The 25,567-nt window shown below is 45.8% G+C and carries 24 protein-coding genes; 18 read left to right on the plus strand and 6 right to left on the minus strand.

The annotated features are described in order from the left end of the window. Positions 1 to 30: 30 nt before the first annotated feature. Both AC58P7_RS07755 and AC58P7_RS07760 read left to right on the plus strand, forming a co-directional pair. Positions 31 to 279 carry an HPr family phosphocarrier protein gene (locus AC58P7_RS07755; RefSeq protein WP_497341461.1) on the plus strand — a complete coding sequence of 83 codons (249 nt, stop codon included), beginning with the start codon at positions 31 to 33 and terminating at the stop codon, positions 277 to 279. A gap of 124 nt (positions 280 to 403) precedes the next feature. Next, entirely contained in the window at positions 404 to 691 is a 288-nt protein-coding gene (locus AC58P7_RS07760) for an Fpa/YlaN family protein (RefSeq protein WP_497341463.1), read from the plus strand. 37 nt (positions 692 to 728) lie between these two features. Here the strand turns inward: AC58P7_RS07760 and cax are convergent, their stop codons facing one another. After that, entirely contained in the window at positions 729 to 1,775 is a 1,047-nt protein-coding gene (cax, locus tag AC58P7_RS07765) for a calcium/proton exchanger (RefSeq protein WP_497341465.1), read from the minus strand. Between the two features lie 162 nt (positions 1,776 to 1,937). Between cax and AC58P7_RS07770 the strand changes: the two genes are divergently transcribed. Continuing rightward, on the plus strand, positions 1,938 to 2,315 hold the full coding sequence (locus AC58P7_RS07770) for an Asp23/Gls24 family envelope stress response protein (protein WP_497341467.1): 378 nt from the start codon (positions 1,938 to 1,940) through the stop codon (positions 2,313 to 2,315). A gap of 27 nt (positions 2,316 to 2,342) precedes the next feature. Here the strand turns inward: AC58P7_RS07770 and ftsW are convergent, their stop codons facing one another. Together ftsW and AC58P7_RS07780 are read right to left on the minus strand one after the other, a co-directional pair. Continuing rightward, complete coding sequence (gene ftsW, locus AC58P7_RS07775) at positions 2,343 to 3,518, minus strand: putative lipid II flippase FtsW (protein WP_497341469.1); 1,176 nt, start codon at positions 3,516 to 3,518, stop codon at positions 2,343 to 2,345. 13 nt (positions 3,519 to 3,531) lie between these two features. Next, positions 3,532 to 3,879, minus strand: coding sequence for a YugN family protein (locus tag AC58P7_RS07780; RefSeq protein WP_056612435.1), 348 nt, complete (start codon positions 3,877 to 3,879; stop codon positions 3,532 to 3,534). 204 nt (positions 3,880 to 4,083) lie between these two features. Between AC58P7_RS07780 and AC58P7_RS07785 the strand changes: the two genes are divergently transcribed. The 5 genes from AC58P7_RS07785 (at position 4,084) to AC58P7_RS07805 (ending at position 10,396) form a co-directional block, all read left to right on the plus strand. Next, a complete protein-coding gene (locus AC58P7_RS07785) occupies positions 4,084 to 5,253 on the plus strand; it encodes an amidohydrolase (protein ID WP_497341471.1) in 1,170 nt (389 codons plus the stop codon). A gap of 103 nt (positions 5,254 to 5,356) precedes the next feature. Next, positions 5,357 to 5,770: a CBS domain-containing protein gene (locus tag AC58P7_RS07790; RefSeq protein WP_497341572.1), complete on the plus strand. Its 414-nt coding sequence runs from the start codon at positions 5,357 to 5,359 to the stop codon at positions 5,768 to 5,770. A 138-nt stretch (positions 5,771 to 5,908) separates the two neighbouring features. Then, positions 5,909 to 8,014 carry a PAS domain-containing protein gene (locus AC58P7_RS07795; protein WP_497341473.1) on the plus strand — a complete coding sequence of 702 codons (2,106 nt, stop codon included), beginning with the start codon at positions 5,909 to 5,911 and terminating at the stop codon, positions 8,012 to 8,014. 136 nt (positions 8,015 to 8,150) lie between these two features. Continuing rightward, a complete protein-coding gene (locus AC58P7_RS07800; RefSeq protein ID WP_497341475.1) occupies positions 8,151 to 9,302 on the plus strand; it encodes a Gfo/Idh/MocA family protein in 1,152 nt (383 codons plus the stop codon). Between the two features lie 20 nt (positions 9,303 to 9,322). After that, positions 9,323 to 10,396 (plus strand): Gfo/Idh/MocA family protein, encoded by a 1,074-nt coding sequence (locus AC58P7_RS07805; protein WP_497341477.1) that lies wholly within the window; start codon positions 9,323 to 9,325, stop codon positions 10,394 to 10,396. Here the strand turns inward: AC58P7_RS07805 and AC58P7_RS07810 are convergent. Then, positions 10,341 to 11,267 carry a LysR family transcriptional regulator gene (locus AC58P7_RS07810; protein ID WP_497341479.1) on the minus strand — a complete coding sequence of 309 codons (927 nt, stop codon included), beginning with the start codon at positions 11,265 to 11,267 and terminating at the stop codon, positions 10,341 to 10,343. The genes AC58P7_RS07805 and AC58P7_RS07810 overlap by 56 nt on opposite strands. 117 nt (positions 11,268 to 11,384) lie before the next feature. Here AC58P7_RS07810 and AC58P7_RS07815 point away from each other — a divergent pair, with 117 nt between their 5' ends. The 4 genes from AC58P7_RS07815 to AC58P7_RS07830 all read left to right on the plus strand — a co-directional run bounded on the left by AC58P7_RS07815 (position 11,385) and on the right by AC58P7_RS07830 (position 15,904). Then, the gene (locus AC58P7_RS07815; RefSeq protein WP_497341481.1) at positions 11,385 to 11,573 is read left to right on the plus strand and encodes a hypothetical protein; all 189 of its coding nucleotides are present in this window, start codon (positions 11,385 to 11,387) and stop codon (positions 11,571 to 11,573) included. Positions 11,574 to 11,654: 81 nt separating this feature from the next. Beyond that, entirely contained in the window at positions 11,655 to 13,328 is a 1,674-nt protein-coding gene (locus tag AC58P7_RS07820) for a DNA repair helicase XPB (RefSeq protein ID WP_497341574.1), read from the plus strand. 15 nt (positions 13,329 to 13,343) lie between these two features. Next, positions 13,344 to 15,404 (plus strand): helicase-associated domain-containing protein, encoded by a 2,061-nt coding sequence (locus AC58P7_RS07825; protein ID WP_497341483.1) that lies wholly within the window; start codon positions 13,344 to 13,346, stop codon positions 15,402 to 15,404. A gap of 62 nt (positions 15,405 to 15,466) precedes the next feature. Beyond that, positions 15,467 to 15,904, plus strand: coding sequence for a YlbF/YmcA family competence regulator (locus AC58P7_RS07830; protein ID WP_497341485.1), 438 nt, complete (start codon positions 15,467 to 15,469; stop codon positions 15,902 to 15,904). A gap of 6 nt (positions 15,905 to 15,910) precedes the next feature. Here AC58P7_RS07830 and AC58P7_RS07835 read toward each other — a convergent pair whose 3' ends face one another. Continuing rightward, a complete protein-coding gene (locus AC58P7_RS07835; RefSeq protein WP_497341487.1) occupies positions 15,911 to 16,915 on the minus strand; it encodes an asparaginase in 1,005 nt (334 codons plus the stop codon). A gap of 47 nt (positions 16,916 to 16,962) precedes the next feature. Here AC58P7_RS07835 and AC58P7_RS07840 point away from each other — a divergent pair, with 47 nt between their 5' ends. From AC58P7_RS07840 to galU, 5 genes are all read left to right on the plus strand, one after another. Continuing rightward, positions 16,963 to 17,226, plus strand: coding sequence for a YlbG family protein (locus AC58P7_RS07840; protein WP_028558190.1), 264 nt, complete (start codon positions 16,963 to 16,965; stop codon positions 17,224 to 17,226). 234 nt (positions 17,227 to 17,460) lie between these two features. Beyond that, entirely contained in the window at positions 17,461 to 17,898 is a 438-nt protein-coding gene (locus AC58P7_RS07845) for a hypothetical protein (protein WP_497264055.1), read from the plus strand. Positions 17,899 to 18,010: 112 nt separating this feature from the next. Beyond that, a complete protein-coding gene (locus tag AC58P7_RS07850) occupies positions 18,011 to 18,922 on the plus strand; it encodes a selenium metabolism-associated LysR family transcriptional regulator (RefSeq protein ID WP_497341489.1) in 912 nt (303 codons plus the stop codon). A 12-nt stretch (positions 18,923 to 18,934) separates the two neighbouring features. Further along, positions 18,935 to 19,792, plus strand: coding sequence for a PHP domain-containing protein (locus tag AC58P7_RS07855; RefSeq protein ID WP_497341491.1), 858 nt, complete (start codon positions 18,935 to 18,937; stop codon positions 19,790 to 19,792). Next, the gene (gene galU, locus AC58P7_RS07860; protein WP_497341493.1) at positions 19,789 to 20,670 is read left to right on the plus strand and encodes a UTP--glucose-1-phosphate uridylyltransferase GalU; all 882 of its coding nucleotides are present in this window, start codon (positions 19,789 to 19,791) and stop codon (positions 20,668 to 20,670) included. Before AC58P7_RS07855 ends, galU begins: the two co-directional genes overlap by 4 nt. 59 nt (positions 20,671 to 20,729) lie before the next feature. Here galU and AC58P7_RS07865 read toward each other — a convergent pair whose 3' ends face one another. Continuing rightward, entirely contained in the window at positions 20,730 to 22,484 is a 1,755-nt protein-coding gene (locus AC58P7_RS07865) for an Rqc2 family fibronectin-binding protein (protein WP_497341495.1), read from the minus strand. Positions 22,485 to 22,710: 226 nt separating this feature from the next. Here AC58P7_RS07865 and AC58P7_RS07870 point away from each other — a divergent pair, with 226 nt between their 5' ends. Beyond that, the gene (locus AC58P7_RS07870; protein WP_497341497.1) at positions 22,711 to 25,515 is read left to right on the plus strand and encodes a calcium-translocating P-type ATPase, SERCA-type; all 2,805 of its coding nucleotides are present in this window, start codon (positions 22,711 to 22,713) and stop codon (positions 25,513 to 25,515) included. The last annotated feature ends 52 nt before the right edge of the window (positions 25,516 to 25,567 follow it).

A 25,567-nucleotide genomic window follows, 5' to 3' on the forward strand; every position in this document is an offset into this window, starting at 1 on the left:
TCATACGCGACTATAATGGAGGAATGAAATATGCCAAGTGCTAATAATGCAGCAATTGTTGAGATTTCCCAAACAGCGAATAAATTCAGATCATCCATCGTTCTTCAATACGACAATAAGTATATCGATGTAAAAAGTATTCTTGGATTGTTTACGACACTACTTAGCTCCAGCAACTATGATTTGCATGTTCATGGTCCAGATGCTGAAGAAGCGAAAGCTGCTATGGCTGAAGTATTTGCAAAGCACAATTTGGGTGTAAACGTCGTTCAAGAATAGTTTAAATCCTAAGTGAAGGTATTCTCAGAATCTCTGAGGGTACCTTCTCTTGTATATTACGGCAATTTCGCTTAATATAGATCATATAAGGACGGATGACTTTGCGTATAGGGGGAAGTTGGGAATGTCTTCATCTGATTTATTTCTGGATATGAATCAAAAGGCGCTTAATCTTCTTCAAGAAGATGCAGATAAAATCGAAAAGCTGATCGAAGTACAGATGGAAAACTTGACGACACGTCAATGTCCTCTATACGAAGAGGTATTAGATACGCAAATGTACGGACTATCGCGGGAAATTGATTTTGCCATTCGAGCGGGACTCATCTCCGAATTGCCAGGCAAACAAATTCTCAATAAGCTTGAACGTAATCTTGCGCAGCTGTATGAAGCGTTAAACAATAAAAAGTAACCCCGAGGGGTTACTTTTTTTGTTTCGGTACATGCAATTAAACGAGGAAGAATACGACACCTAGGATGATGTAGACGAACAGGAGGAGAAGACCTTCATACCAGTTCGTTGATCCATCCTGCGTGATGGACTTGGTGATGAACACCGCTACACCAATTGCTGCGATTTCATAGGTGGAGAACACAATGTTCATGGGTGTACCGCTAATGAAGAAGCTTAGCAGGATAAGCACAGGTGCGACGAACAAAGCAATCTGCAAGGAGCTCCCAATCGCAATTTCAACGGCTGCTCCCATTTTATTTTTCATGGCCATCATAACAGCGGCACTATGCTCAGCGGCATTGCCGATAATGGCAATAAGGAACGCACCGACAAATAGTTCAGATAGCCCAAACTTATGGGTGACTTCTTCCAATGTACCCACTAACCATTCACTCGTAAGGGCAACCATGACGGTAGCCACGACTAGGAAGATAATCGACAATCCTTTGGACCATGCCGCCTCACCGTGTTCAATGGCTTCATCGGAAAGCACATTTTTGTGAGTGACCATCGAGAAAAACAGCCAGAGCAGATAGGCTACAATGAGGATAATCGCTACGATCATACTCATAGAGGATGTTTCTTTGGTGGTCAAACCGCCGGTGAAAATAGCAGGAATGAAGAGTGCGACAACACCAAGAATCATCAGTGAGGAATTGTGTGAAGCGAGTTTAATGTTAAAGGATTGTTCTTTGAATTTGAGGCCGCCTGCGAATATGCTCAATCCAAGAACAAGCAACAAATTTCCGATAATGGCGCCTGTGAGACTCGCCTTGACGACATCGTATAGGCCATCTCGCACTAGAAAGAAAGCGATGATGAGTTCGGCTGCATTCCCAAATGTGGCATTGAGGAAGCCGCCCATGCGATCTCCCGCATAATGAGCAACACTTTCTGTTGCTTTCCCTAAGAACCCAGCCACAAAAATAACGGCTATGCAAGCGATAATGAATTGCAGCGTCGCATTCAGGTGCATGTAATGCACGGCACCAGCTGCAACGAAAGAAACCAGCAACCCTAGGTAGAACAATTTTCCTTTCAATGGAAACCCTCCGACTCTCATATATTGGAACTTTTTAACTTCTTTTTAATATACCCACTTTCTGCGCTAATGTAAATTAAAATGAGGACGAGCAGGCAGTTCTTGCTTTAAGCTTTTGTTCTTATTACAATAGATTTATACCAAGTTTAGGGAGTGATCCGTATGTCCGAAGACAATCAAACTGGCTTAATTCGAATTTCTGATGACGTAGTATCGACAATTGCAGGTCTAGCGGCCTTGGAAACAGCAGGCATAGCAGGCATGTCTGGCGGCATCTCGGAGGGCTTAGCTAAGCGTCTGAGTGGTAAAAATGTGCAACGCGGCGTCTCCGTTGAGGTTGGCCAAGTTGAAGCAGCGATCGATTTGCGAGTTATCGTTAAATACGGTTCCCGTATCCAGGATGTATGCAGGGATCTCCAGGAGAATGTGCGGGAAGCTGTTGAAAATATGACGGGCTTAACTGTGGTTGAAGTAAATGTGAAGGTAGAAGGTGTCGCATTTACAGAAGAGGAAACGGAAGAGCAGCTGCGAGTAAAGTAAGAGTTGAGAAAAAGACCCTTTCGACGTTCAATGTCTTGTCGATAAGGGTCTTTTTTTCTGTGCTTTTTGTGTAGAAGGGAACTCTTTCTGGGATTGTTCGCGTGAGATCCCAAGAATGACTCCCATACTGGCTAGAGAGACCATCATGGAGGAACCTCCTGCCGAGATGAACGGAAGCGTTACGCCTGTAAGTGGAATGGTACCTGTTACGCCGCCGATATTGATAAAGGCTTGAATGGCGAACATGACCATAATTCCTACCCCGGCTAACATACCAAACATATCAGGACAGCGGACCGCAATCAGAATACCTCGCCAAATGAAGAGCAGGTAAATGAGTAGGAATAAGGAACTGCCAATGAATCCGAGTTCTTCGCCAATAATAGCAAAAATAAAATCATTATGTGCTTCCGGCAAATAGTGAAGCTTCTGAATACCTTGTCCAAATCCAGCACCGGTTAATCCGCCATGTCCGAATGCATATAAGGATTGTACAACTTGCAAGCCTGAGCCTTGCGGATCAGCGAAAGGATCTAGAAAGGACGTTAACCGATGAATCCTATAGTTAGAATCCGTATCGCCTAAGAGGAAATACAGAAGCCCAGCTATACTTAGAACGACTGTAAGAATAGCACAGATAAAGAAAATGTGCTTCAGATTTGAGCCGCCTACCATGATCACAATGGCTGAACACGTCAATAGTATCATACAGGATCCAAAATCAGGCTGTAAGAGGATCAAGCCGCAAACAAAGCCAACAATAAAGATAGCAGGGAGCAAGCCTTTGCGAAAATTCCGAAATTTTTCTTCTTTATTGCTGATCAGAGAAGCTAAATAGAGAATAACAATTAATTTGGCAAACTCTGTCGGCTGAATGCCGTATCTTCCAAGTGAGTACCAACTGCTCGCACCATTCGCTTTACTTGTGAAGATTACGAAAATTAAACCGAGCACAACGATGAAGAAGACAGGGATAACGAGCTTTTTTAATTTCGTATAGTGGAGATTCATACCAAACAGCATGAGAGCTGTACCGATTCCGACAGCAAATAGCTGCTTTCTAGTAAAGAACCAGGGATCGTCCCACCGATAGGCGCTTGTCATCGAACTTGCACTGAACACCATGACCAAACCAAAACAGACCAGTACAAAGGTTAATAAGAGCAGCAGAAAATCCGGCGTTCCTCTTCGAGGGGGATTCATGCTGGTACCGCGCCTAGTCTGCTAATAATTGTTGCAGTTGATCTAATTTCTGTTTGGAAATTTTCAGTACATTCTCTGGGATTGGAGAATTGTAATCTAAGCCATGTGGGAATGTTTCTTTTCCTATGTATGCTTCTTCTAGGTATAACACGGCATAAGGAGATTCGAGCTTACCCGTTTCTACCCGTGCATTTACACGTAAGAAATAGACAGCCTTACTTGCTTTATCTTCCATTTTAAAATCGTAAGTAGCACGGGTGTACTCCCACTGCCAGCGAACGAAACCAAGTTTAGTTGTTACTTCGTCCAAGTGAGCCAAATCGCTTTTTAGGCCTTTTAAACCAGTTGCTTCAATAATCAATTTTAACGCCTCCATATTGTACGTATGCATTCTTTTCTCATGATAGTATGTTTCTAATGGTTCTGCAAGTCGATTAACGTTTGTAAATTCTAATATTTGATGGCACTTTAGAGATGAAACCATGGTGGATATTTGATAGAATAGGTTCCAAGACATCATTTTAGATAAAAGTAAGTGATCGAGGACAGGAGGTGGATGTATCTTATGAACCATTTTCATGAAGATCTCCAAGCCATATATGAAGAAATGGTGGGCTGGAGACGTTATTTACATCAAAATCCTGAGCTTTCCTACCATGAATACCAGACAGCAGAGTTCGTCACGAAGCATTTGCTTAGCTGGGACATAGATGTGCGTACAGGCGTAGGAGGAAATGGCGTTGTCGGTTTGCTCCGCGGCAGCGGCGAGGGACCGACGGTTGCTCTTCGTGCAGACATGGACGCTCTTCCGATTCAAGATGAGAAGAATTGTGGCTATACATCAACTAAGAACGGGATAATGCATGCCTGTGGACATGATGCACATACATCAACTTTGCTCGGAATTGCTAAGGTAGCCAGCCTGCATCGGGCGGAACTCAAAGGGAATTTGGTTTTTCTGTTCCAGCATGCAGAAGAAATTTCCCCTGGCGGCGCTGACTCGATGATTAAAGCAGGAGCGCTTGATGGCGTAGACGCCGTGTTCGGCGTTCACTTATGGACACCTTTCCCGGTGGGACATGTTTATACGCGTTCTGGGGCTTTCATGGCTGCGCCAGATGAATTTACGATCCGTATACAAGGAAAAGGCGGACACGGTGGTTTGCCTCACCAAACCATTGATAGTGTGTATGTGGCCTCCCAATTAGTCGTCAATTTACAATCCATTGTGAGTCGCCAAGTAGACCCTGTTGAACCTTGTGTCGTTAGCGTTGGCTCTTTCCATGGTGGTACCAGCTTCAATGTAATCGCTGAAACAAGTGTGCTCAATGGAACCGTACGTACCTTTAATCCGGAGCTAAGACAAGATGTGAGTGCGCGGATCGAGAGAATTGTACAGGCGACTTGTGACATGTCTCAAGCAACGTACGAGATGGCGTATAAACTAGGCTATCCGACGGTGATCAATGACACCAGCGAAGCAGAACGATTCTTTCGAGTAGGCGCAGCGTTGTTCGGCGAAGAGGCAGTACATGAATCTCCTCTTATTATGGCCGGAGAAGACTTTTCCTATTATTTGCAAGAGAAACCTGGTTGTTTCATGTTTGTGGGAGCTGGAAATGTCGAGGCCGGTATTGTGTATCCACATCACCATTCGAAGTTCGACATTGATGAAAGATCGATGCTAAACGCGGCAAAATTGCTGCTGTCTATGGCCTTGGATTATATGGCATGAATGTCTTCGCTTCTTTGGAGAATGCTAGTGTAGCAATAATTTGTTGCACAACATGACGCCAAGGAGGATGATGGAGTTGCCCGACAAAAAAGTCAAAGAAATAATGAGTAAAGATTGCGTGAGTGTTACCCTGCTGGATAATGTATTTGAAATTGCCTTGAAAATGAAGCAGCACGATATTGGATTCGTTGCGGTTCTCGATGGGGAGAAGTTTATAGGCGGAGTGACGGACCGAGATCTTGTTATTCGAGGCTATGCCGAAAAGCATTCTGGTTCAACCGGTGTTGAAACCGTAATGACGAAAAATATGACCACCGTTAATCCAGATACGTCTGTTGAGGAAGCCGCGAAAGTCATGGCTCAAAATCAAATTAGGCGGTTACCCGTTATCGAAAATGGTAAACTTGTTGGTATCGTTGCTATAGGCGATTTGGCGATTCGAGGCAATTTTGAAGATGAGGCTGGAGAAGCATTAAGCCGAATTTCACAAGATCAGACACTTGTGGGCAGTCATTAAGTAAATCAGTTTCAATCCATAAGCAGCTATTCCCAATTTTGAGGGGAAGCTGCTTTTTTTATCTAATTCGCTTTACGAGGTGCATCCAAGTAAGCGATAATAATAGCGAACTGGGTGAAGGGGGTACGTATACGAAAGATGAACAAGTTTGAAGACAACGCTTCCATTGGTATAATCATTCTAGATTCAAACTGGCATTTTATATACGCAAACGACTATGGGGCAAGTGTTTTAAATCGATCACCTGAAGAACTTCTAGGTAAAATGGCGTGGACCGAGTTTCCCGCGGCGATCCGACATGCCACGTTTAGTCAATTTCAGCAAGCTCGGAGAGAGGGTAAAGAAATTGCTTTTAAGGAATATGTGAGGCCATCTAATCAATGGATTCATGTAAATGCCTACCCAATTGGTGACAACTTACATATTATTTTTCGTGCAACAGAGATGTTCGCAAACCATTTCGCAATTGAAACCGATCTGTATCAAAAGTATTCAGACTACGTACAAGATCTCATCACCATAACTGCCGAGGATGGTATTCTACTTTACGTTTCTCCTTCGGTCAAAAATCTTCTAGGCTATGAACTTGAGGATATGTACGGTTCCAATGTACTAGCTTTTTGCCATCCTGAGGATATTGATGTTCTTAAGAAAATTTTCGTGAATGACAAAGAGTATATGTCGAATGACCAAGGAATAATAACTTGTCGTTTCCTTCACAAGCAGGGATGGTACGTATGGTTCGAAAACAATTTCAAGTGGTTATTGGACGCACAGGGTAAGCGCAGTCAGAAATTAGGAGTTTGGCGAGATATATCTGAACGCAAGATTGTTGAAGAACGATTCATACAAGCTCAACGTTTAGGTCAATTCGGTAGCTTTGAACGAGTTTTAGAAGAGGATTCCATCATGTGGTCGGAAGAGATGTTCCGGATATATGGTCTTGAGCCAGCTTTATGGATTGATTTGAGTAAAGCGGTTGAACCCATCTTGTTTGATGATCGTGAGAAAGTAGTGCTTGCCATTGATCAAGCAGTTCTGCTCGGCATGTCAGATATAGAATACAGGATCGTACGTCAGGATGGGGAAGTCCGTCATTTACGTTCACAAATCGAGCGAGTGTTCTTAGACGGGGGTCGAATGGCTGTACGCGGGCTCGTCCATGATATCACGATACATAAGCAAATTGAGTCAGAGCTCATTCGAAGTAAAGCGAAGTTAGAAATTGCGCAAGAAATCGCAGGTTTGGGGCATTATGATTGGGATATAATCAGCAATCTTGTCTATATCTCAGATGAGCTGACATCGTTATTTGGATGCCCAGATGCTGAGCAACAGGTGCCATTGGAAATTCTTTTTCAAACCATTCATCCCGATGACGTCAGCAAAATGAAAACAGCTTTAAAAGAGGCTCTTCATGGAGGAACGTTAGATCTCGTTTATCGAATCGTGATTGGTGACGATGTGCGCATTTTACATACGCTAGCGAGGACATCGTATGACGAATGGGGGAGAGCCTTACGTCTATTTGGCACGGTACAGGACATCACGCTGCAGAAACAGACGGAAGAACTGCTCCGCAAAACAGAGAAATTACATGTTGCAGGGCAATTGGCTGCAGGTATCGCTCATGAGATTCGTAATCCATTAACGGCACTTAAGGGCTTTGTTAAGCTGATGTGTCACGCGAATGAAGAAAGTAAATTGCGTTATTATCACATTATGCAAGAAGAGTTTAATCGCATTGAGCTGATTCTAGGCGAGCTTCTGATTCTTGCCAAACCACAGGCCGTTGCTTATATGCCGCACGATCCATTAACGATTCTCGAAGAAGTGATTCAGCTGTTAAACACGGAAGCGATCATGAATAATGTCGAGATTATTCTTCATGCTTCTCCAGTTCTTCCGGCGGTCAAATGTGAGCGAAATCAAATAAAGCAAGTTTTTGTGAACGTTATCAAAAATGCGATTGAGGCGATGTCTACTGGCGGCACCTTGACCATAACAGCACAAAAACAAGGGAAAGGCGTCGTATTAGAATTTACGGATCAAGGACAAGGCATCTCGGAGGAGAGACTGCCACGGATAGGGGAACCTTTTTACACGACGAAGGAAAAAGGGACAGGGCTTGGGATGATGGTGAGCTTCACTATCATTGAAGAACACCATGGTTTAATTTGCTATCAAAGTAAGCTTGGTGTTGGAACTACGGTACTTATCCAATTACCAGCATCCACTCAGTAAACTCTGTCTTGTTCGAATGCAACTGTCAAAGTTCGCAATAAGGTAGTCAATCTGCGACAAGATGCATCTCTGTAAATATGCTAAAGTGAAAACGTGCTCAATAATTGTGAATCTGACAAGAAAAAGGTGACGTACAGTGGATAAAGTAAGGATTGGTATCGTAGGTCTGGGGAACATGGGAACCGGACATGCCAAATATTTGGTGAAAAATGAAGTGAAGGGCGGCGTACTCACGGCTATTTGTGAACCGAGAGCAGATCGTCTGGAGTGGGCAAAAGAAAACTTAGGTGAAGGCGTCCAATTGTTTGACAATCTTGACGATTTTCTGGTCTCAGGCCTCATTGACGGGGTTTTGATTGCAACACCTCACTATGATCACCCTGAAACAGCTGTACGAGCATTCCAAGCGGGCCTACATGTTATTTGTGAGAAGCCAGCAGGCGTGTATACCAAACAAGTGCGTCAAATGAATGAAGCGGCAGAAGCTTCAGGTAAAGTATTCAGCATGATGTACAACCAACGCACAAATCCTTTATATAAAAAGCTAAAGGATCTGGTTTCTTCTGGCGAACTTGGTGAAATTCGCAGAACGAACTGGATTATCACGAACTGGTATAGATCACAAAGCTATTACGATTCAGGCGGCTGGCGTGCAACTTGGGCTGGTGAAGGCGGCGGCGTACTGATTAATCAAGATCCGCACCAGCTGGATCTCTGGCAGTGGACGATTGACATGATACCGAAGCGCGTTCGCGCCTTCTGTTATTTCGGTAAACACCGTAATATCGAAGTCGAAGACGATGTAACTGCATTTGTTGAGTATGAAAATGGCGCTACTGGCCTGTTCGTGACTACGACGGGTGAAGCGCCGGGAACGAATCGTTTCGAATTGTCAGGCGATCGCGGTAAAATCGTGATTGAAGACGGTAAATTGACGTTCTGGCGTCTACGCGTATCGGAAAGAGAATTCAATGAAACGTACAAAGGCGGCTTCGGTCAACCGGAATGCTGGAAATGTGAAATTCCTGTTGAGGGCACGGAAACGGGCCACATGGGAATCACACAGAACTTTGTCGATGCGATTCTACACGGAACACCATTGATTGCTCCGGGAGCAGAAGGCATTAAAGGTTTAATGATTTCCAATGCGATCATGCTGTCAACATTCACAGACAACTGGGTTGACCTGCCGATCGATGAAGATCTTTTCGAACAGCATCTGGAAGATAAAATCAAAAACTCCAAAAACAATAAAGAGGCTGGCAGCTTCAAAACACTTGATGTCTAAGATCATGGGGGAAATTCGAAATGCAAAAAAATGATGGCATGAATTATGCTCCAAAAGGGAAACCGAACCTTGTTGTTCAAAAAGGGGAGTTCACTTTCGCGGTTATCGCGCTGGATCACGGCCATATTTATGGCATGAGTAATGGACTTCTAGAAGCAGGCGCAGAGCTGAAATGGGTGTATGATCAAGATCCGGCGAAAGTTGCCGCATTTGTTGCGAAGTTCCCTCAGGCTAAGGTTGCAGCTTCCGAAGATGAAATCTTCAATGACCCTGAAGTGAAGCTAATTGCTTCCGCATCTGTTCCTTCTGAACGCGGTCCGTTAGGGATTCGCGCAATGCAGCATGGCAAAGACTATTTTACAGATAAAACGCCATTTACCTCCTTGGAGCAACTTGCTGCAGCTAAGGCTGTAGTTGAAACAACGGGCCGTAAATACGCCGTTTACTACAGTGAGCGACTTCACGTGGAAAGTGCCGTGTTCGCGGGTCAGTTGATCGAAGAGGGCGCGATTGGTCGCGTTCTTCAGGTCATTGGTCTTGGGCCTCATCGCTTGAATGCCCCAAGCCGTCCGGACTGGTTTTTCGAGAAGGACAAATATGGCGGCATTCTGTGCGACATCGGAAGCCATCAAATTGAGCAGTTCCTCTTCTATGCAGGCTGTAAGGATGCGACAGTGGTAAGCAGCAAGGTTGCAAATTATCATGCGAAGGATTATCCGGAGCTTGAGGATTTCGGTGATGCGACACTGATTGGGGACAATGGGGCAACGAACTATTTCCGCGTAGACTGGCTGACACCAAGTGGCTTGGGGACATGGGGAGATGGGCGTACGTTGATCCTTGGTACAGAAGGCTATATCGAGCTGCGTAAGTATATCGATATCGCTCGCGATCCACAGGGAGATCAGCTATACTTGGTCAACCAACAAGGAGAAAAGCACTACAGTCTTCATGGACAAGTAGGCTTTCCTTTCTTCGGTCAGTTGATCTTGGATTGCATTCACCGTACGGAGACGGCTATGACACAAGCACATACGTTTAAAGCGGCTGAGTTGTGTTTGCTTGCCCAAGAGAAAGCCGTTCGTGTGGAGTAGTTTCGCACATCAATTGGATGAAATTTTTCAATGGCACGGATAATTGTCGTTTGGCATGATAGCATAATTGCACATGTAATTTAAAATTCGGGTAGTGGAGCGGTAAAATCGCTAGCTGCCCGTTTTGTGTTTCTGTCGTAACGGTTGTTTTCGGGAGTAAGCAGAGTCCCAGCCCGTACATGGCACACTTCTTAATGGTTTCATAATTATTGATCTCATAAGTGAGTGTATACTGCACATTGTGCTTGTGAAGCATCGTTTCGAATAATTTCCGGCAGCGTCCTCCCGAGATCGACATGAGGATTTCAGAGCCATTAAGATCCTCTGGGACGATAGCAGATTTCGCGGCTAAGGGATGGTCAGTTGCCGCCACAATCACGAATTCCTCTTCTTGTATTGTCCTATATATCAAGTCGGGGTCACTGATCTCCCGATCGACGATAAACCCTAAATCACATTCGCCTGCCTTCAGTGCGCGTGAGGTATCATTTTCCACTAATTCATTGATGGTGATCGTAATGTTCGGAAAGCACTTTTTGAAAGTCCCAAGGAACGGAGGCAGCATATAGGAGAAGAGTGTTGTTTCGTGTGTACCGATCATGAAGCTTCCTGTTGTTTGACCGGCCACATTGATTTTAGATTCTTCGTATAGCTTCAAAATCTTCGCAGCGTACCGCAGTAAAATTTCTCCCCCAGGCGTCGGCTTCATCTTTTTATCGATGCGTTCAAAGATTTCGACCCCGTATTCGATCTCGAGCTTCTGAATCTGTGAGGTTACACTGGACTGGGCATAGCCCAATTTTTCCGAAGCTTTCGTAAAGTTCTGCCATTTAGCTACTTCGAGCAGTGTTTTGTATAACGTAAGATCCATAAGCATGCACTCCTCAACCATCACTATTTTCGATTGAAACGATCATTTATTGTAGATAACTCTGGTACTTCCTGCCATGTTAAAATCAATTCCAACCAAAGGATGGGGGGAATGACCATGTGGAACTTATACGACATAGAGAAAAAATTCGAGTCTCATGTGAAAGAAGTTGAAGAGCGCTCGAGGAAAGCACATTGGTACACGAAAGAGGAGAAAATGGTTCTTCGTTCTGGCATTATTGTGCGTTGGGTGTCACTGTTAGCGGTTCTTACCACCCTGTTTATCGCGGTTTACGAACTCTTTTGAGATACGTTAGCATGGAGTCCATGTTTAAATCAAGTACTTTCCCTTCATACTAATGAAAAAGGAGGGAGTACACGATTGACTATGGATCCTTCAAGACCTCTGATTATTCAGAGTGATTTATCTATCCTCCTCGAAACGAATCATCCTGAATTTGAAAGGCTCCAGAGCAAGCTGGCTCGTTTTGCGGATTTAGTTAAAAGCCCGGAGCATCTTCACACCTATCGGGTCACACCGTTGTCTTTATGGAATGCGGCTGCAGCAGGTATGGGATTGGAAGAAATGACGGCTTGCTTACAGCAAAATGCCAAATTCGGTGTCCCTTCTTCTGTTCTAAGCACGATTCGCAAATATACGAAGCGGTATGGGATTCTTCGTATGCTGCATGTGGGGAATGAGCTTTTTTTAGTAAGCGAGGATACGGTCGTTTTCAAAGAAATTTGTGCGTATGAATCATTACAAACATATCTGAAGGACACCCGTGGTGAACGGGCTATTGCCATATCACCGAATTATCGCGGGATTTTGAAGCAAGAGTTGATGAAACTCGGCTATCCAGTAGAGGATTTGGCTTCGTATCGCAGCGGTGAATTCTTGAAAATTCCATGGCGAGAAGATGACCAAGCGGATGAGCCTTTCCAATTACGTGACTATCAAAAGCAAGCTGTAGAAGCTTTCCAACAGGTAGGTCACGATGGGAGTGGTGTTCTCGTGCTTCCTTGCGGAGCAGGAAAGACGGTGGTGGGCATCGCAGCCATGGCGAAGGCAAGCTGCGCGACGCTGATCCTTACGTCCAATGTCACTTCAGTGAAGCAATGGAAACGCGAAATACTGAGTAAGACTGGCCTAACGAGCGATCAGGTAGGCGAGTATAATGGCACCACGAAGGAGATTCGACCGATCACCATTGCCACGTATCAAATCCTAACTCATCGGGGGAGTAAGGAGGCCGAGTTCTCGCACTTGCGGTTGTTTAGTGAGAGGGAATGGGGGCTCATCATTTATGATGAGGTTCATCTTCTACCTGCCCCTGTTTTCCGGGCGACAGCTGACATTCAAGCTACACGTAGACTCGGATTAACTGCGACGCTGATCAGGGAGGATGGCTTAGAAGGGGATGTATTTTCTTTGGTCGGGCCTAAGAAATATGACATGGCGTGGAAGCAGCTAGAGACGATGGGCTGGCTAGCGAAGGTAACCTGCCAAGAAGTACGCGTACCGCTGTCTTCGCTTGACCGTGATCGTTACAGTGCCTTAGGCGCAAGACATCAGTTCCGCATCGCAGGAGAGAATGTAGCTAAGCTAGAAGTCATCGATCACTTACTGAAGCTTCATCCCGAAGAGCCAACGTTAATTATCGGTCAATATATCGATCAGCTCGAACAAATCGCGGCCCATACAGGAGCACCTATGATATGCGGCAGCATGCCACATGAACGCCGTGAGGAGCTCTATGAGCGATTCAAAAAGGGGCAGCTTCCGCTCCTGATCGTGTCGAAGGTAGCTAACTTTGCGGTAGATCTCCCGGATGCGGCGATCGCCATACAGGTTTCCGGCAGCTATGGCTCAAGGCAAGAAGAAGCCCAGCGACTCGGGCGTATTCTCAGACCCAAAAGGAACGGCGAAAACACAGCTGTCTTTTATTCACTAGTCAGTTCAGACACGAAGGAACAGGATTTTGCGTTGAAACGGCAACTATTTCTCGTTGAACAAGGCTATCAGTATGAGATTACGAGCTGGCATCAAGTAGCAAGATGAGAAAGGGGGGGCAGAATGAAATACGAACAGATCGAACGGAAAATGCCGCATGCGTTAAAGGAGCGGATCCTAAATCAGACTTGGTGCTCTACACTTCGAACGCCTTGCGAGTCACTGAAGGAGCTGCTCACCCTTCCTAGTCATCTCGTTGAACTACACAACAGGCTATCTTCGGATGAGAGGCGAACATTACGTCTTGTGATGTCAACGTTTGGCTGTCTTCCCTTTACAAGCGATAAGTTGGAAAAGGAAGCCGCACTCCAAATGGCAGGCGCTCAAGTAAGTTTGGGCTTATGGGGACTACGACGATATGGCATCATTGTTGCATTTCGCAAATCATGGGGTGATCAATTATTTATTCTTCCTGAGGATGCTTTTGCGGGATGGCAGCGTTTGTTATTTCCTACTGCGCTGAACCCCATGAACGAGTTAAGAACTGAACTTTTTCTATTGCCAGCAGGAGAAGTTGGGGACCACCGTGTAGAAATGGATGAAGAAATGCAAGGAAATCCCCGAGGAATAGCGCAGCAATTGTTTCATTTTCTGGTAAGCTGCTCACGACAGCCAGCATTTCCCCTTACGAATAAAGGAACCTTACATAAAAAGCAATTGCAAAAGCTTACTGAACATGTCAGCCTGCCGAGAAGAATCCTCACGATGTCAGGGGTTTCTTATGCCTTTACTGACGTGTATGAGGAGTCTTCCGCGTTGATGCTTGAAATGGCTCTGCGGATGGGGTTTCTTTATAGAAATGAAGCGGGTAATGCTTTTCTTATTCATAAACCGCTGTTGCAATGCTGGCTCCAGAGCTCTTATGACCACCAGCAAGCTCAGCTGTATCACATTTGGCGTCAGGCTTTGATTCCCGCACCAGTCTGGTTAGAGCATGGCATTGCCATCATGGAGAGGGCAATTGATGGGCAATGGTACAACCTAAATGAACTGCTTCTAGCTATCCAAACAGGTTGTTCAATAGAACCTAAACCAATGGACGAAGCCGCCTTTCGAGAGGAATTGGTTACGACTTGGTTGAAGCCGTTGACTGTTTTTCGTTTCCTCGAATTAGCGGAAGATCAGGCGAAACATCTTTGGTTCAGATGGCTAATCAGCCCTCAGCAGGCTCTTGGAGCGCTACCCGTTACTCCAATTAATCAATCGCCTAACATTTCGCCCTCTCTCTACGTCCAGCCAGATTTCGAATTGTTATTGCCTCCTGATGCCACGCTTCGATTAGAGTGGGAAGTTGCTGCGTTTGCAGACCTCCAAAGCACGGATCTCGTACGAACCTACCGTTTGACCAAAGAGAGCTTCCAACGCGCGCTAGATCATGAGCTGAAGAGTTCAGACGTTATTCGCATTTTGCAAGAGAATGCTTACTATGAGGTGCCTGATCAGATCGTCATCACACTACAGCAATGGGAGGAGCAAAAGGATAAGCTTTATGTCGAGGACGTCACGCTGCTTCGTTGTCAATCTGCAGATATTGCGGAGGCTTTGCTCCGAAATGAGAAGTGTCAATCATTGCTAGGGGATCGCCTTAGCGAAACTACTTTTATTATTTCTTACGAGCATGTGAAACATTTGACGAAATGCTTGGAAACGATGGGGTTCCATCCCAATCGTCGCTTAACTCCAAATTCATCTATCGAGAATGAAGGTAATCTTCCAACCATAAATGAGCAGCCAGTTGTAGGGCTATGCTACTCCAGAGATACAATTCAGCTCTATGAAATTGACCCCCATTTGCCAGAACGTAATGACTTTTATCCAGATATGCAGCAAATTCCAATGAGTTGGATCAAGGAGTTTCGCGACTATCACGTATCAACACGGAAAGATATGATTCGTAAGGCCATTGAATGGAAAAGCGTGTTACAGCTGCGGAAAGAAGGCCGCGACTGTTTCATTATTCCTCGGATGCTGCGTGAAGATCGGACCGGTTGGATTCTGGATGGTTGGGAAGAATATCAGGAGATTTCTTGGCCAAGTGAGGAGTGGAAGGAGATGAAGCTCATATTACCGGGGATCAACGATGGCTGTGTTAGAGAAAAGGAAGAAACTCTTGGCGAACTGTGATATGATAGAAGTGTTATAGATTTTTCGAGAGGAAGGATGGGATTGTCGTAATGTTACAAACAATGGAAACAGAAACACTGGATATGTCGGCTATCCTAATGCAGGCCTACGATATGGGTGACATGATTAATTCTTCTGCGGAAGTTGCAGATTATTTATATTGGAAGAACGCGGTTGAGAACAGCAAGGAAGTTAAAGATTTGCAGGCTGTTTTTGCTAGGAAAAAAGATGCCTTTGAGGAATGCGAGCGTTTTGGTCATTACCATCCGAGTTATCACGATGCGCTAGCGGCTGTGAATGACGTGCAAGAGAAACTCTTAGCTGTAGAAGCTGTTCGCAAGTATAAAGAAGCTGAAGATCGTTTGGACGACTTATTGTTTACTGTCTCTACAACGATTGCTCATGCTGTATCTGATTCGATTAAAGTCCCAAGCAACAACCCATTGCCAACCGGCAAAGGCTGCAGTTCTGGTGGAAGCTGCAGCGGGAATTGCGGTTAGTATTACTTACAGGCAGAAATCGGGGCGGATTCGTCCGACCTCGGTTCCTTGCCAGTTGTGAACAGCTGGTGTATGGAAGGCAGCGAGTTCACTAACTTCGGATTCCGAGAGATAATCTAGCTGCTTCAACGCTTCGGTGACCGCGGGATATAAGGCACGAACATTTCCGTCTTCTATTTTTAAGACAAAGCCAATGGCTTGTTCTGGGATTGAAAGGGCGAAGATCCCTTCGGCGCCCATTTTGCCTACGATTCGACCCTTTGTTACCTCGATTAATCGCGTATCGAAGCGATCGCTTCCTGCGAGGAATTGAGGATATTTTCGCACAGCATCGACAATTCTCTGGCAAGCGTTTGCACGCTCTGCAGATAGCCCTTCATGGCTGCCCAATCGGGCAAAGGCGAGTGCGAGATGGTCGATTGGCATGCCGAACACGGGCACGCCACAGCCATCGATACCAAGCTCCATCTGCTCCTTAGGCACATCAGACATGGCGCTGACAGCATCCAGCATCAACTGCTGAACAGGATGCTCAGGGCTCATGTACGTATCCGGTGAAGCGCCGAGGTGGCTACTTAGAGATAGCATACCCGAATGTTTGCCCGAGCAATTGTTATGCAAGGTTGAGGGGGACTCCCCGCGTTCGCGCATCGCCTGCGCAGTTGGCGCATGGAAAGGCTCGTGCGCACCGCATTGCAGGTGCATGGCATGATACCCAAGCTTGCCGAGGATGCCGCGGGCCGTGCTCACATGTTGAGCTTCCCCATTGTGGGAAGCACAGCATAGGGCAATTTCGGCCTCCGTCAGGCCGAAATGATCAGCAGCGCCGGATTCAATGACCGGCAAGGCTTGAATCAGCTTCACCGTCGAACGGGCGAAGGTTAGTAGATGCGGATCGCCTGCACTGTGCAGGAGCGTTCCTTGGGTGTCCACAACAGCAAGGTGGACGCGATGTATACTTTCAGTTACGTTTCCGCGATAAACGCGGACAATAGTGTCTGTTGGCTTCATGTTGTGAGATCACTCCATATTAGGATTATTGAAAAGAGGTTGCAATCATGATGATTGAGCGAAGCGGATTAATCATTTGGGTAAACGATATCAAAGCCGCAAGAAATCTAGAGCGGTTCGGTTCCCTTCATTACATATCCAAGAAAATGAATTATGCAGTTCTTTATATACATGCCAGTAAAGTGGAAGAGACCACACGCAGCCTTCTCAAGCTGCCTTACGTCAAAAAGGTTGAGAAATCATACCGGAATGAAATCAAAACGGAATATAGTAGTGACGTGCCTGACAAAACTAGATTTTACACGCTTTGAGACTGCAGTGCAAAATGAAAGCTTCGTGAGAAGCTTTTTTTATTTTTTAGGCGCATCGACAGAAGTTTTCGCAATTTTCCGAAAATTAGGCATAGTTTTTTGTCTTCATAAATACTTATTAATAATTTTATATATTCTTACATGGGAAAAAAAGTTATAATACAGTAAAATATAACTTACAAACGTCAGGGAGTAGGTAATAGGTCCCATTTAAATAGGAAAGGGGATGTGATCATGAAAGATAAGGTGATGGGGAGATGGAGTACTTACGAACCATTCTTCGTACAGCTAGGCGACAAAAAAGTGGCGGATATCGTGATCACGAATCATGCAAAGCTGAGATGGAGCGATCGTATTTCAAGCAATAACAATTCACTCGAGGAAATTTGCGCTTTCTTGTGGGAAAAGCTTAAAAATGATAGCATGGTCCCTTATTATCGGAATGAAGAAGACGTTTATTTAATTGATGATGATTTGGTGGTTGTGGCTGAATTTTCGCATTTGGAACATGAGACCGATCTCGTAGGCAATCCTCTGCACAAAATGATAATAGTCACCTTTCTTGGTAAAATGTCAGAGACCATGGAGCTGCGTGATTTGAAGTCGTACTATTCCTGGTTAAGGCACTCTCGTCGTATGACCTTAATTAAGAATAGTCGCAAGCGTCGTTAATCATTCAATTGATCAGAGTATGTCTGGGGCAGACATACTCTTTTTTGGCGTCTTGATTGGACTGTGCGTGCTTGATTTCATATAATGGTAACAAAGAGAGAGGCGGTATACCATGGCACTTAATTTTCATCAATTACACATTTTCTATACCGTTGCGGAAAAAGGCAGTTTCTCACATGCAGCCGGAGCATTACATATGACCCAGCCTGCGGTGACGATGCAAGTACAGTCGCTTGAGGATTACTTTGGTGTCAAGCTTTTCCATAGGAGCACCAAAAAGATCGAATTGTCGGAGGCGGGACGAGCACTGCTGCCTTTTGCCAAAAATAGCATTGAGCTCATTCGTGACACCGATGTGGCGATGTCGAAATTTACGATGATGATTGAGGGGCGTCTTCAGCTTGGCGCCAGCTTGACGATGGGGGAATATATTTTACCTCGTCTTCTGGGCCCTTTCAGCAAAGATTACCCGAACATTTCCGTTTCCATGAAGGTTATGAACACGACGCAGATCTTAGACGAGGTTCTTAGTCATCAACTCAATTTCGGTCTTGTAGAAGCACCGATTCATCATCCAGATGTTCATACTGAACCGATACTCAGCGATGAGCTTCGTCTTATTGTGCCGTCAGATCATCCGCTTGCAGATGTTGAGGTTGTTACGCTCGAAGAACTGCTGAAGTACCCTTTTGTGCTGCGTGAGCAGGGTTCTGGTACAAGAAGGGTGATGGAGGAAGAATTCGCTCGCTGCAATATGGATTGTTCCACGATGAAGATCGTAATGGAGCTGGGAAGCACAGGAGCCATTAAATCAGCTGTTGAAGCGGGATTGGGGATTTCTATCTTATCGCAATCCTCTGTGAAGCATGAGGTGACGCTGGGGCTCTTTAAAGTGAAGAAAATCGAGAATATCGTCTTTGAACGCAGTTTTTATGCGATTTACTTAAACTCGACCTTGCTGCCTATCTCTGCTGTAAGTTTCATGACTTTTTTGAGACAAGAGGATTTAAGCCGGTTTCTATAATAGGAGGAGAAAATGGGGGATCGCATGGAAGCAGATTTGCATTCACATACAACGGCTTCAGACGGGACGCAATCGCCTAGAGCGAATGTACAAATGGCATTCGACGCAGGCTTAGGTGCAATTGCGATCACCGATCACGATACGATTTCCGGGGTAGCGGAAGCGCTAGAGGCGGGCTCCGAGCTGGGCATCTTTGTTGTACCTGGGGTTGAAATTTCAACGGTTGCGAGTGGACAGGACATTCACATTCTTGGCTATTTCATCAATATCGAGGATGATCAATTCCTGCAACGCTTGGCATCTTTACGTGACACACGGGATACACGGAACGAGATGATCGTAGCGCGGTTACAGGAGCTTGGGATTGAAATCACGATGGAGGAAGTTCTCAAAGAAGTTGCGAATGTGAAGCGAAAAGGGGACACCGTAGGGCGGCCTCATATTGCTGCGGTGCTCTTAAATAAAGGCTATGTGAGCACGATCACGGAAGCATTTGATCGTTATTTGGCAACAGGAGCGGCCGCTTATGCCAATCCACCGCGTATTGAGCCAGCTACCGCAATCTCGTGGATTCATGATGCTGGGGGCAAAGCGGTGCTAGCTCATCCAGGTATTTATCACGATGATGCACTTGTTGAGGCTATTACCCTACAGGGAGTAGATGGCATTGAAGTGTATCATGCCGATCATTCGTCAGAAGACGAAGAGAGGTATAGGCTACTTGCTCAGCGCAAGGGTCTTCTGATGACTGCGGGCTCCGATTTCCATGGCGTTCGAGATGGCGTCGCTTTCCATGCGGCTATTGGTTCGAGACGAATAGGTATGGACGTCGTTGAGCGATTGCAGTCCAAGAAGGAGGAGCATTCATGAAAAAAATTCGTAAAGCCATTATCCCCGCGGCGGGACTTGGCACTCGGTTCTTACCCGCAACCAAAGCGCAGCCGAAGGAAATGCTGCCCATCGTCGACAAACCCGCTATCCAGTATATTGTGGAAGAAGCGATCGAATCTGGCATTGAAGATATTATCATTGTGACAGGTCGTAACAAGCGTGCGATTGAGGATCATTTTGATAAATCGGTCGAGCTGGAGATGATGCTTGAAGAAAAAGGGAACACACGGCTGCTTGAAATTGTGCAGTCGGTTTCCAATTTGGCAGATGTGCATTACATCCGTCAGAAGCAGCCACTCGGCTTAGGCCACGCCATTCAATGTGCGCGTAAATTTATTGGCGATGAGCCCTTTGCCGTTCTGCTCGGAGATGATATTCTCCAATCTTCACCACCGGGACTTAAGCAAATGATGGATATTTATGAACAAACGGAAACCTCGGTCATTGCTGTTCAAGAAGTACCTTGGGCCGACGTGAGCAAATACGGCATCATTTCTCCAGCGACGAGTTACGCCAACTATCGATTGATTGAGGATTTGGTGGAGAAGCCGGATCGTGATCAGGCACCATCGAATTTGGCTGTTATCGGGCGTTATATTATTATGCCAGAAATTTTCCGCATTCTGGAGCGGCAAGAACCTGGCCGTGGTGGCGAGATTCAATTAACAGACGCGCTGCGAGTGCTCAATAAGGAGCAACAGATGGCTGCTTACTTGATGCAGGCGAAGCGTTATGATGTTGGAGACAAGTTGGGGTATATCGAAGCCACGATTGAGCTAGCTTTGCAGCGTCCGGATCTGCAAGACCAGGTAAAGGCCTATTTACTTTCATTGATTAGTCAGTGGGACAAACAGTAGCCTACATATAAGTTGAAAACCCTATCGAGATCCATGGATCCCGATAGGGTTTTTGCTGTTCATTTGATGGTCATTTTCAATTGTTTGATCTCTTCCTCTTCCGGCGTCACATAAAGCGTCTTCTGATTCACATAGATCACAAATCCAGGCTTCGAGCCGTTCGGCTTATGGACATGCTTGATCGTCGTGTAATCGACAGGCACTTGGCTGGAATTTTTGGCTTGACTGAAGTAAGCAGCTAGCTGCGCGGCTTCGAGCAAGGTGGTGTCGGTGAATTCTCCGCGTATGACGACATGGGAGCCGGGAATATCCTTGGTATGCAGCCATGTATCCATAGAGGAAGCAAGTCGATTCGTTAAATATTCGTTCTGCGTATTATTTTTCCCAACATAGATGGGAACGCCTTCGGTGGATTCGTAGCAGGCTAGTGCAGGCTTATCTTTTTTCTTTTTCTTGCGCTGTTTCTTGTTGCGGTCACGCACATAGCCTTGCTCCATAAGCTCATCGCGAATTTCTTCAATATCGGGCAAGGAGGCGACACTTAGCTGTTGTAGCAGGGTTGTTAGGTACGTAATTTCTTGATGTGTTTGAGCAATTTGCTCCTCGACGATCACGGTGCTGTTCTTTAATTTGTTGTACTTTTTAAAATAGCGCTGTGCATTTTCCGAAGGGCCAAGGAGCGGGTCCAATGTGATGGTCATCATAGGCTGATTTTCATCATAGTAATTAATGGCTTGGACTTCCTTGTCGCCTTTCTTAATCGTATGCAGGGAAGCGGTTAGCAGCTCTCCTAGAATTCGAAATTTATCCGCGTCCTTGGAGTCTTCCACAGTATCCTGAAGTTTTTCCAGTTTTTTAACATTTTTGTTCACTTCATTTTGTAAAAAGCGCAATAAATCGGAGACACGTTGCTTCACGGTATCTCTTTCGGCTTTATCGCCGTAGAACTGCTCCAAACACGCACTAGGTGTTGGATAGAACTTTGAAGTACCAGTGATATGCGTGAGTGGCGTCATCGCGAAGAACAGCTTTCCTGTTTTTTCTTGTTCTACAATGACAGGTTCATAACGGTTCTCGCGCATGGCGGTCATTACTTCGCTGAACGCCTGCCACAGAGATACGTTATCGACTTCGTTCTTTCCTTGCAGACTGCGATACACAATTTCCTTGGCGATCAGGGGACTGAGTCCGCTGAATGCAGCAACCAACTGTTGCTCGGGTTTGACTGGCGGTGCATCTTCCTCATCCGACTGCGTACCCTCAAGTGCTCGCGCGAATTCGGCGGCATCCACTTCTAGTGGATTTTGCTTATCCTGTTCAGGCGGGGTCATATACTTGCTTCCTGGCATGACAACTCTATATGAACTAATCGCTGGTGTCACATGATAGATGCCATCTAGAATGGTGCCTGTCTCAGGGTCGAGAAGAATAATGTTGCTGTGACGTCCCATAATTTCCACAATAATATGCTTCAGGGAGACATCGCCTAGTTCGTCACGATGACGAATCTGGAACCGGATCACCCGTTCCATGCCAATTTGCTCTACGGCCTCAATGACGCCACTTTCACAATATTTACGCAAGAGCATACAGAACATGGGGGCATCCATTGGATTGATGGACACTTGTTCTGTGGTTTGAACCCGTGGATAAGTAGGATTAGCAGAAAGCAGCAGCTTCACGTTCTGCCTTTGCGTGCGAATTTGCAGCACAATGTCATTTTCGCTCGGTTGATGAATTTTATTAATTCGGCCTCCGACATACATTTGAAGCTCGTGAACAATTGCATGAAGGACGAGTCCGTCTAAAGCCATGATACATACAACTCCATTCTGGGAACTCATTGTGATTTGCTTAGTGACATGTCAATGAGCTCTATGCATAAAAATTTTGCTAATCTCTATGATGCCATACTTTTCACAAAAACTTAAGGGGTGCTGGAGAGGAAAGATGATTTCAGGGATATTTTCCTGCTTGTCTGAATACAAATACGTATAAGTGTGAGATAAGATCAAGTGGATGTGGGAGGGAGAAGGGCGGATGAGTCAGAATAAGTGGTACCAGATGAACTCGGAGGATGTCTTGCGAGATCAGCAGGTGAATATGCAGCAAGGATTGCCCTGGGAAGAAGCTTGGAAAAGGCAGGCGGAGATAGGGCGAAACGAACTCTCTGAGGGGCAGCGTGTTTCTCCAATCACCCTGCTTTTGAATCAATTTAAAGATTTCATGGTGCTGGTCTTATTGGGGGCGACCTTGATATCAGGCTTGCTTGGTGAATATTTAGATGCAATTACGATTGTTATCATTATCGTGATGAATGGGATATTGGGCTTTACGCAGGAATTTCGTGCGGAGCGTTCGCTTCGTGCGCTGAAAGAGTTGTCTGCGCCTAACGCGAATGTTTGGAGAGAAGGGGCTGTACATCAAATTCCAGCTCGTGACTTAGTGCCAGGTGACATTGTTTTTCTGGAAAGCGGCGACAGAGTCCCTGCAGATGTGCGATTCCTTGAAACGAATGGCGTCTATATCGAGGAATCAGCGCTCACCGGGGAATCGATTGCGGTAAGCAAAATCACAGCATCCATCCCGCACGAGGAAGTGCCCCTTGGCGATCAGCGCAATCTGGGTTTTATGGGGACCATGGTTTCTCGTGGCACAGCGAAGGCTGTTGTTGTTCGCATCGGGATGAGCACCGAAATGGGTAAAATCGCCGATCTTATTCAAAATACGGATTCTATGGAAACGCCGCTTCAGCACCGCTTGGAGCAATTAGGTAAAATTCTAATCATCGTTGCTATCGCCTTAACCATTCTCGTTGTTGTTGCAGGTATTATGCATGGACAACCACCTTATGCGATGTTCTTGGCTGGTGTTAGCTTAGCTGTTGCTGCCATTCCCGAAGGTCTCCCTGCGATTGTCACGATTGCGCTCGCACTTGGCGTACAACGGATGATTAAGCGGAAAGCCATCGTTAGAAAGCTGCCCTCTGTGGAGACTTTAGGTTGTGCTTCTGTCATTTGCTCAGATAAAACGGGGACGTTGACTCAGAACAAAATGACCGTGACCCATTTATGGGTTGGCGGCGATGTGATGGAGGTAACAGGGGATGGTTATGCACCGGTTGGGAACATTCTACTAAGCGGTCAGCATACGGACGCACACAAACATCCTTCCCTCAGCAAGCTGCTTCATGTGTCTGCTCTCTGTAATAACGCGACGTTAATAGAAGAGAAGCAAGAAACGAAAAGAAAGAAAGGTAAAGAAGGTTCCGCCGGACCTGCCTCTATATGGAATATTAAAGGGGATCCAACCGAAGGAGCGTTAGTTGTTCTCAGCGCCAAGAGCGGGATTACCCAAGATTCGTTGAGGGAAAAATATAAACGGATCGCCGAATTTCCTTTTGACTCGGAACGTAAACGGATGTCTGTGCTCGTGTCTTCTGAGCATGGCCGTATGGCTTGCACGAAGGGTGCGCCAGACGTACTTCTGCAGCATTGCAGTTATATTTTGTGGGACGGTAAGGTTATTCCGTTTACATCGACCCTGAAACAAAAGGTGATCTCAGCGAATGAAGGCATGGCCAAATCCGCCCTTCGCGTATTGGGTATTGCGTATAAAGAACTAAAAGTGAGCGATCGGTATGATGATTATGAGGATGTTGAAAATGGTTTAGTTTTTGTAGGGCTAACCGGCATGATTGATCCTCCGCGTAAAGAAGTGCGTGAAGCGATCTCCAAGTGCCGTAAAGCGGGCATCAAGACCGTTATGATCACAGGTGATCACCAAACGACAGCGGAAGCTATTGCGAAGCAGTTGGGAATGATTCCGGCCAATGGCGTCAGTATGAGCGGTCAGCAGATCGGGCAGCTTTCGGACGATGAGCTCGATGCCAAAGTTAATGATACCTACGTCTATGCTAGGGTATCCCCTGAGCATAAGCTAAGGATCGTTAAGTCGCTGCAGCGCAATGGACACGTTGTTGCCATGACGGGGGATGGTGTTAACGATGCGCCAGCGATTAAGGCTGCGGATATTGGGATTGCCATGGGGATTACGGGAACGGATGTATCGAAAGAAGCTTCTTCCTTAATACTGAGCGATGATAATTTCTCAACGATTGTTGCAGCAATTGAAGAGGGGCGCAGTATATATGAAAATATTCGTAAGTTTATTCGCTATCTGCTTGCGTCTAACGTTGGTGAGATTATGACGATGTTCATCGCTATGATGGCGGGACTGCCGCTTCCGCTCGTGCCTATTCAGATCCTATGGGTGAATTTGGTCACCGATGGTCTGCCGGCGATGGCACTTGGTGTGGATCAAGCGGAGAAGGACTTAATGCAGCATAAGCCGCGTTCGGCCAAGGAAAGTATTTTTGCAAGACGATTAGGTTGGAAAATTATTTCCCGCGGTATGCTCATCGGGGTGTGTACGTTAGGTGCCTTCTGGCTCGTGTTACGCGTGAATCCGTCTGATGCGGATACGTTATTAAAAGCACAAAGTGTTGCTTTCGCAACTCTGGTGATGGCGCAGCTCATCCATGTGTTCGATTGTCGCAGTTCACGTTCCATTTTCCATCGTAATCCGTTGCAAAATAAGTACTTAGTGCTCGCTGTTTTGTCATCGCTCATTTTGATGCTTGGCGTTATGTATGTCGATGCCCTCCAACCGATCTTCAAAACCGTGCCTCTGGGCTGGAAGGATTGGATTCTCGTTCTGATCGCCGCTGGCATTCCAACCTTCTTTATGGGGCTAGGCAGTGTGTTGTCGCCAAAACGCACCAAAGGTTCGAGAGGCTCAAGTTCCTCTGTTTATAATAAATCTTCCAAGCCTAGTTTTAGGTAATGGAGAGTAGGAAAAGCTGCCGTGAGGCGGCTTTTTTTCGTACTCTTCTAGC

The sequence above is a fragment of the Paenibacillus sp. J22FR5 genome (assembly GCF_059691975.1).

Bases quoted from the DNA above. Each gene is read 5' to 3' on its own strand.
- AC58P7_RS07840 (WP_028558190.1), top strand. From the start codon at position 16,963: ATGATGATTGAGCGAAGCGGATTAATCATTTGGGTAAACGATATCAAA.
- AC58P7_RS07825 (WP_497341483.1), top strand. From the start codon at position 13,344: ATGAAATACGAACAGATCGAACGGAAAATGCCGCATGCGTTAAAGGAG.
- AC58P7_RS07870 (WP_497341497.1), top strand. From the start codon at position 22,711: ATGAGTCAGAATAAGTGGTACCAGATGAACTCGGAGGATGTCTTGCGA.
- AC58P7_RS07790 (WP_497341572.1), top strand. From the start codon at position 5,357: ATGAGTAAAGATTGCGTGAGTGTTACCCTGCTGGATAATGTATTTGAA.
- AC58P7_RS07830 (WP_497341485.1), top strand. From the start codon at position 15,467: ATGGAAACAGAAACACTGGATATGTCGGCTATCCTAATGCAGGCCTAC.
- AC58P7_RS07755 (WP_497341461.1), top strand. From the start codon at position 31: ATGCCAAGTGCTAATAATGCAGCAATTGTTGAGATTTCCCAAACAGCG.
- AC58P7_RS07835 (WP_497341487.1), bottom strand. From the start codon at position 16,915: ATGAAGCCAACAGACACTATTGTCCGCGTTTATCGCGGAAACGTAACT.
- AC58P7_RS07805 (WP_497341477.1), top strand. From the start codon at position 9,323: ATGCAAAAAAATGATGGCATGAATTATGCTCCAAAAGGGAAACCGAAC.
- AC58P7_RS07850 (WP_497341489.1), top strand. From the start codon at position 18,011: ATGGCACTTAATTTTCATCAATTACACATTTTCTATACCGTTGCGGAA.
- AC58P7_RS07760 (WP_497341463.1), top strand. From the start codon at position 404: ATGTCTTCATCTGATTTATTTCTGGATATGAATCAAAAGGCGCTTAAT.
- AC58P7_RS07820 (WP_497341574.1), top strand. From the start codon at position 11,655: ATGGATCCTTCAAGACCTCTGATTATTCAGAGTGATTTATCTATCCTC.
- AC58P7_RS07785 (WP_497341471.1), top strand. From the start codon at position 4,084: ATGAACCATTTTCATGAAGATCTCCAAGCCATATATGAAGAAATGGTG.
- ftsW (WP_497341469.1), bottom strand. From the start codon at position 3,518: ATGAATCCCCCTCGAAGAGGAACGCCGGATTTTCTGCTGCTCTTATTA.
- AC58P7_RS07855 (WP_497341491.1), top strand. From the start codon at position 18,935: ATGGGGGATCGCATGGAAGCAGATTTGCATTCACATACAACGGCTTCA.
- AC58P7_RS07810 (WP_497341479.1), bottom strand. From the start codon at position 11,267: ATGGATCTTACGTTATACAAAACACTGCTCGAAGTAGCTAAATGGCAG.
- AC58P7_RS07865 (WP_497341495.1), bottom strand. From the start codon at position 22,484: ATGGCTTTAGACGGACTCGTCCTTCATGCAATTGTTCACGAGCTTCAA.
- AC58P7_RS07845 (WP_497264055.1), top strand. From the start codon at position 17,461: ATGAAAGATAAGGTGATGGGGAGATGGAGTACTTACGAACCATTCTTC.
- AC58P7_RS07815 (WP_497341481.1), top strand. From the start codon at position 11,385: ATGTGGAACTTATACGACATAGAGAAAAAATTCGAGTCTCATGTGAAA.
- galU (WP_497341493.1), top strand. From the start codon at position 19,789: ATGAAAAAAATTCGTAAAGCCATTATCCCCGCGGCGGGACTTGGCACT.
- AC58P7_RS07770 (WP_497341467.1), top strand. From the start codon at position 1,938: ATGTCCGAAGACAATCAAACTGGCTTAATTCGAATTTCTGATGACGTA.
- AC58P7_RS07795 (WP_497341473.1), top strand. From the start codon at position 5,909: ATGAACAAGTTTGAAGACAACGCTTCCATTGGTATAATCATTCTAGAT.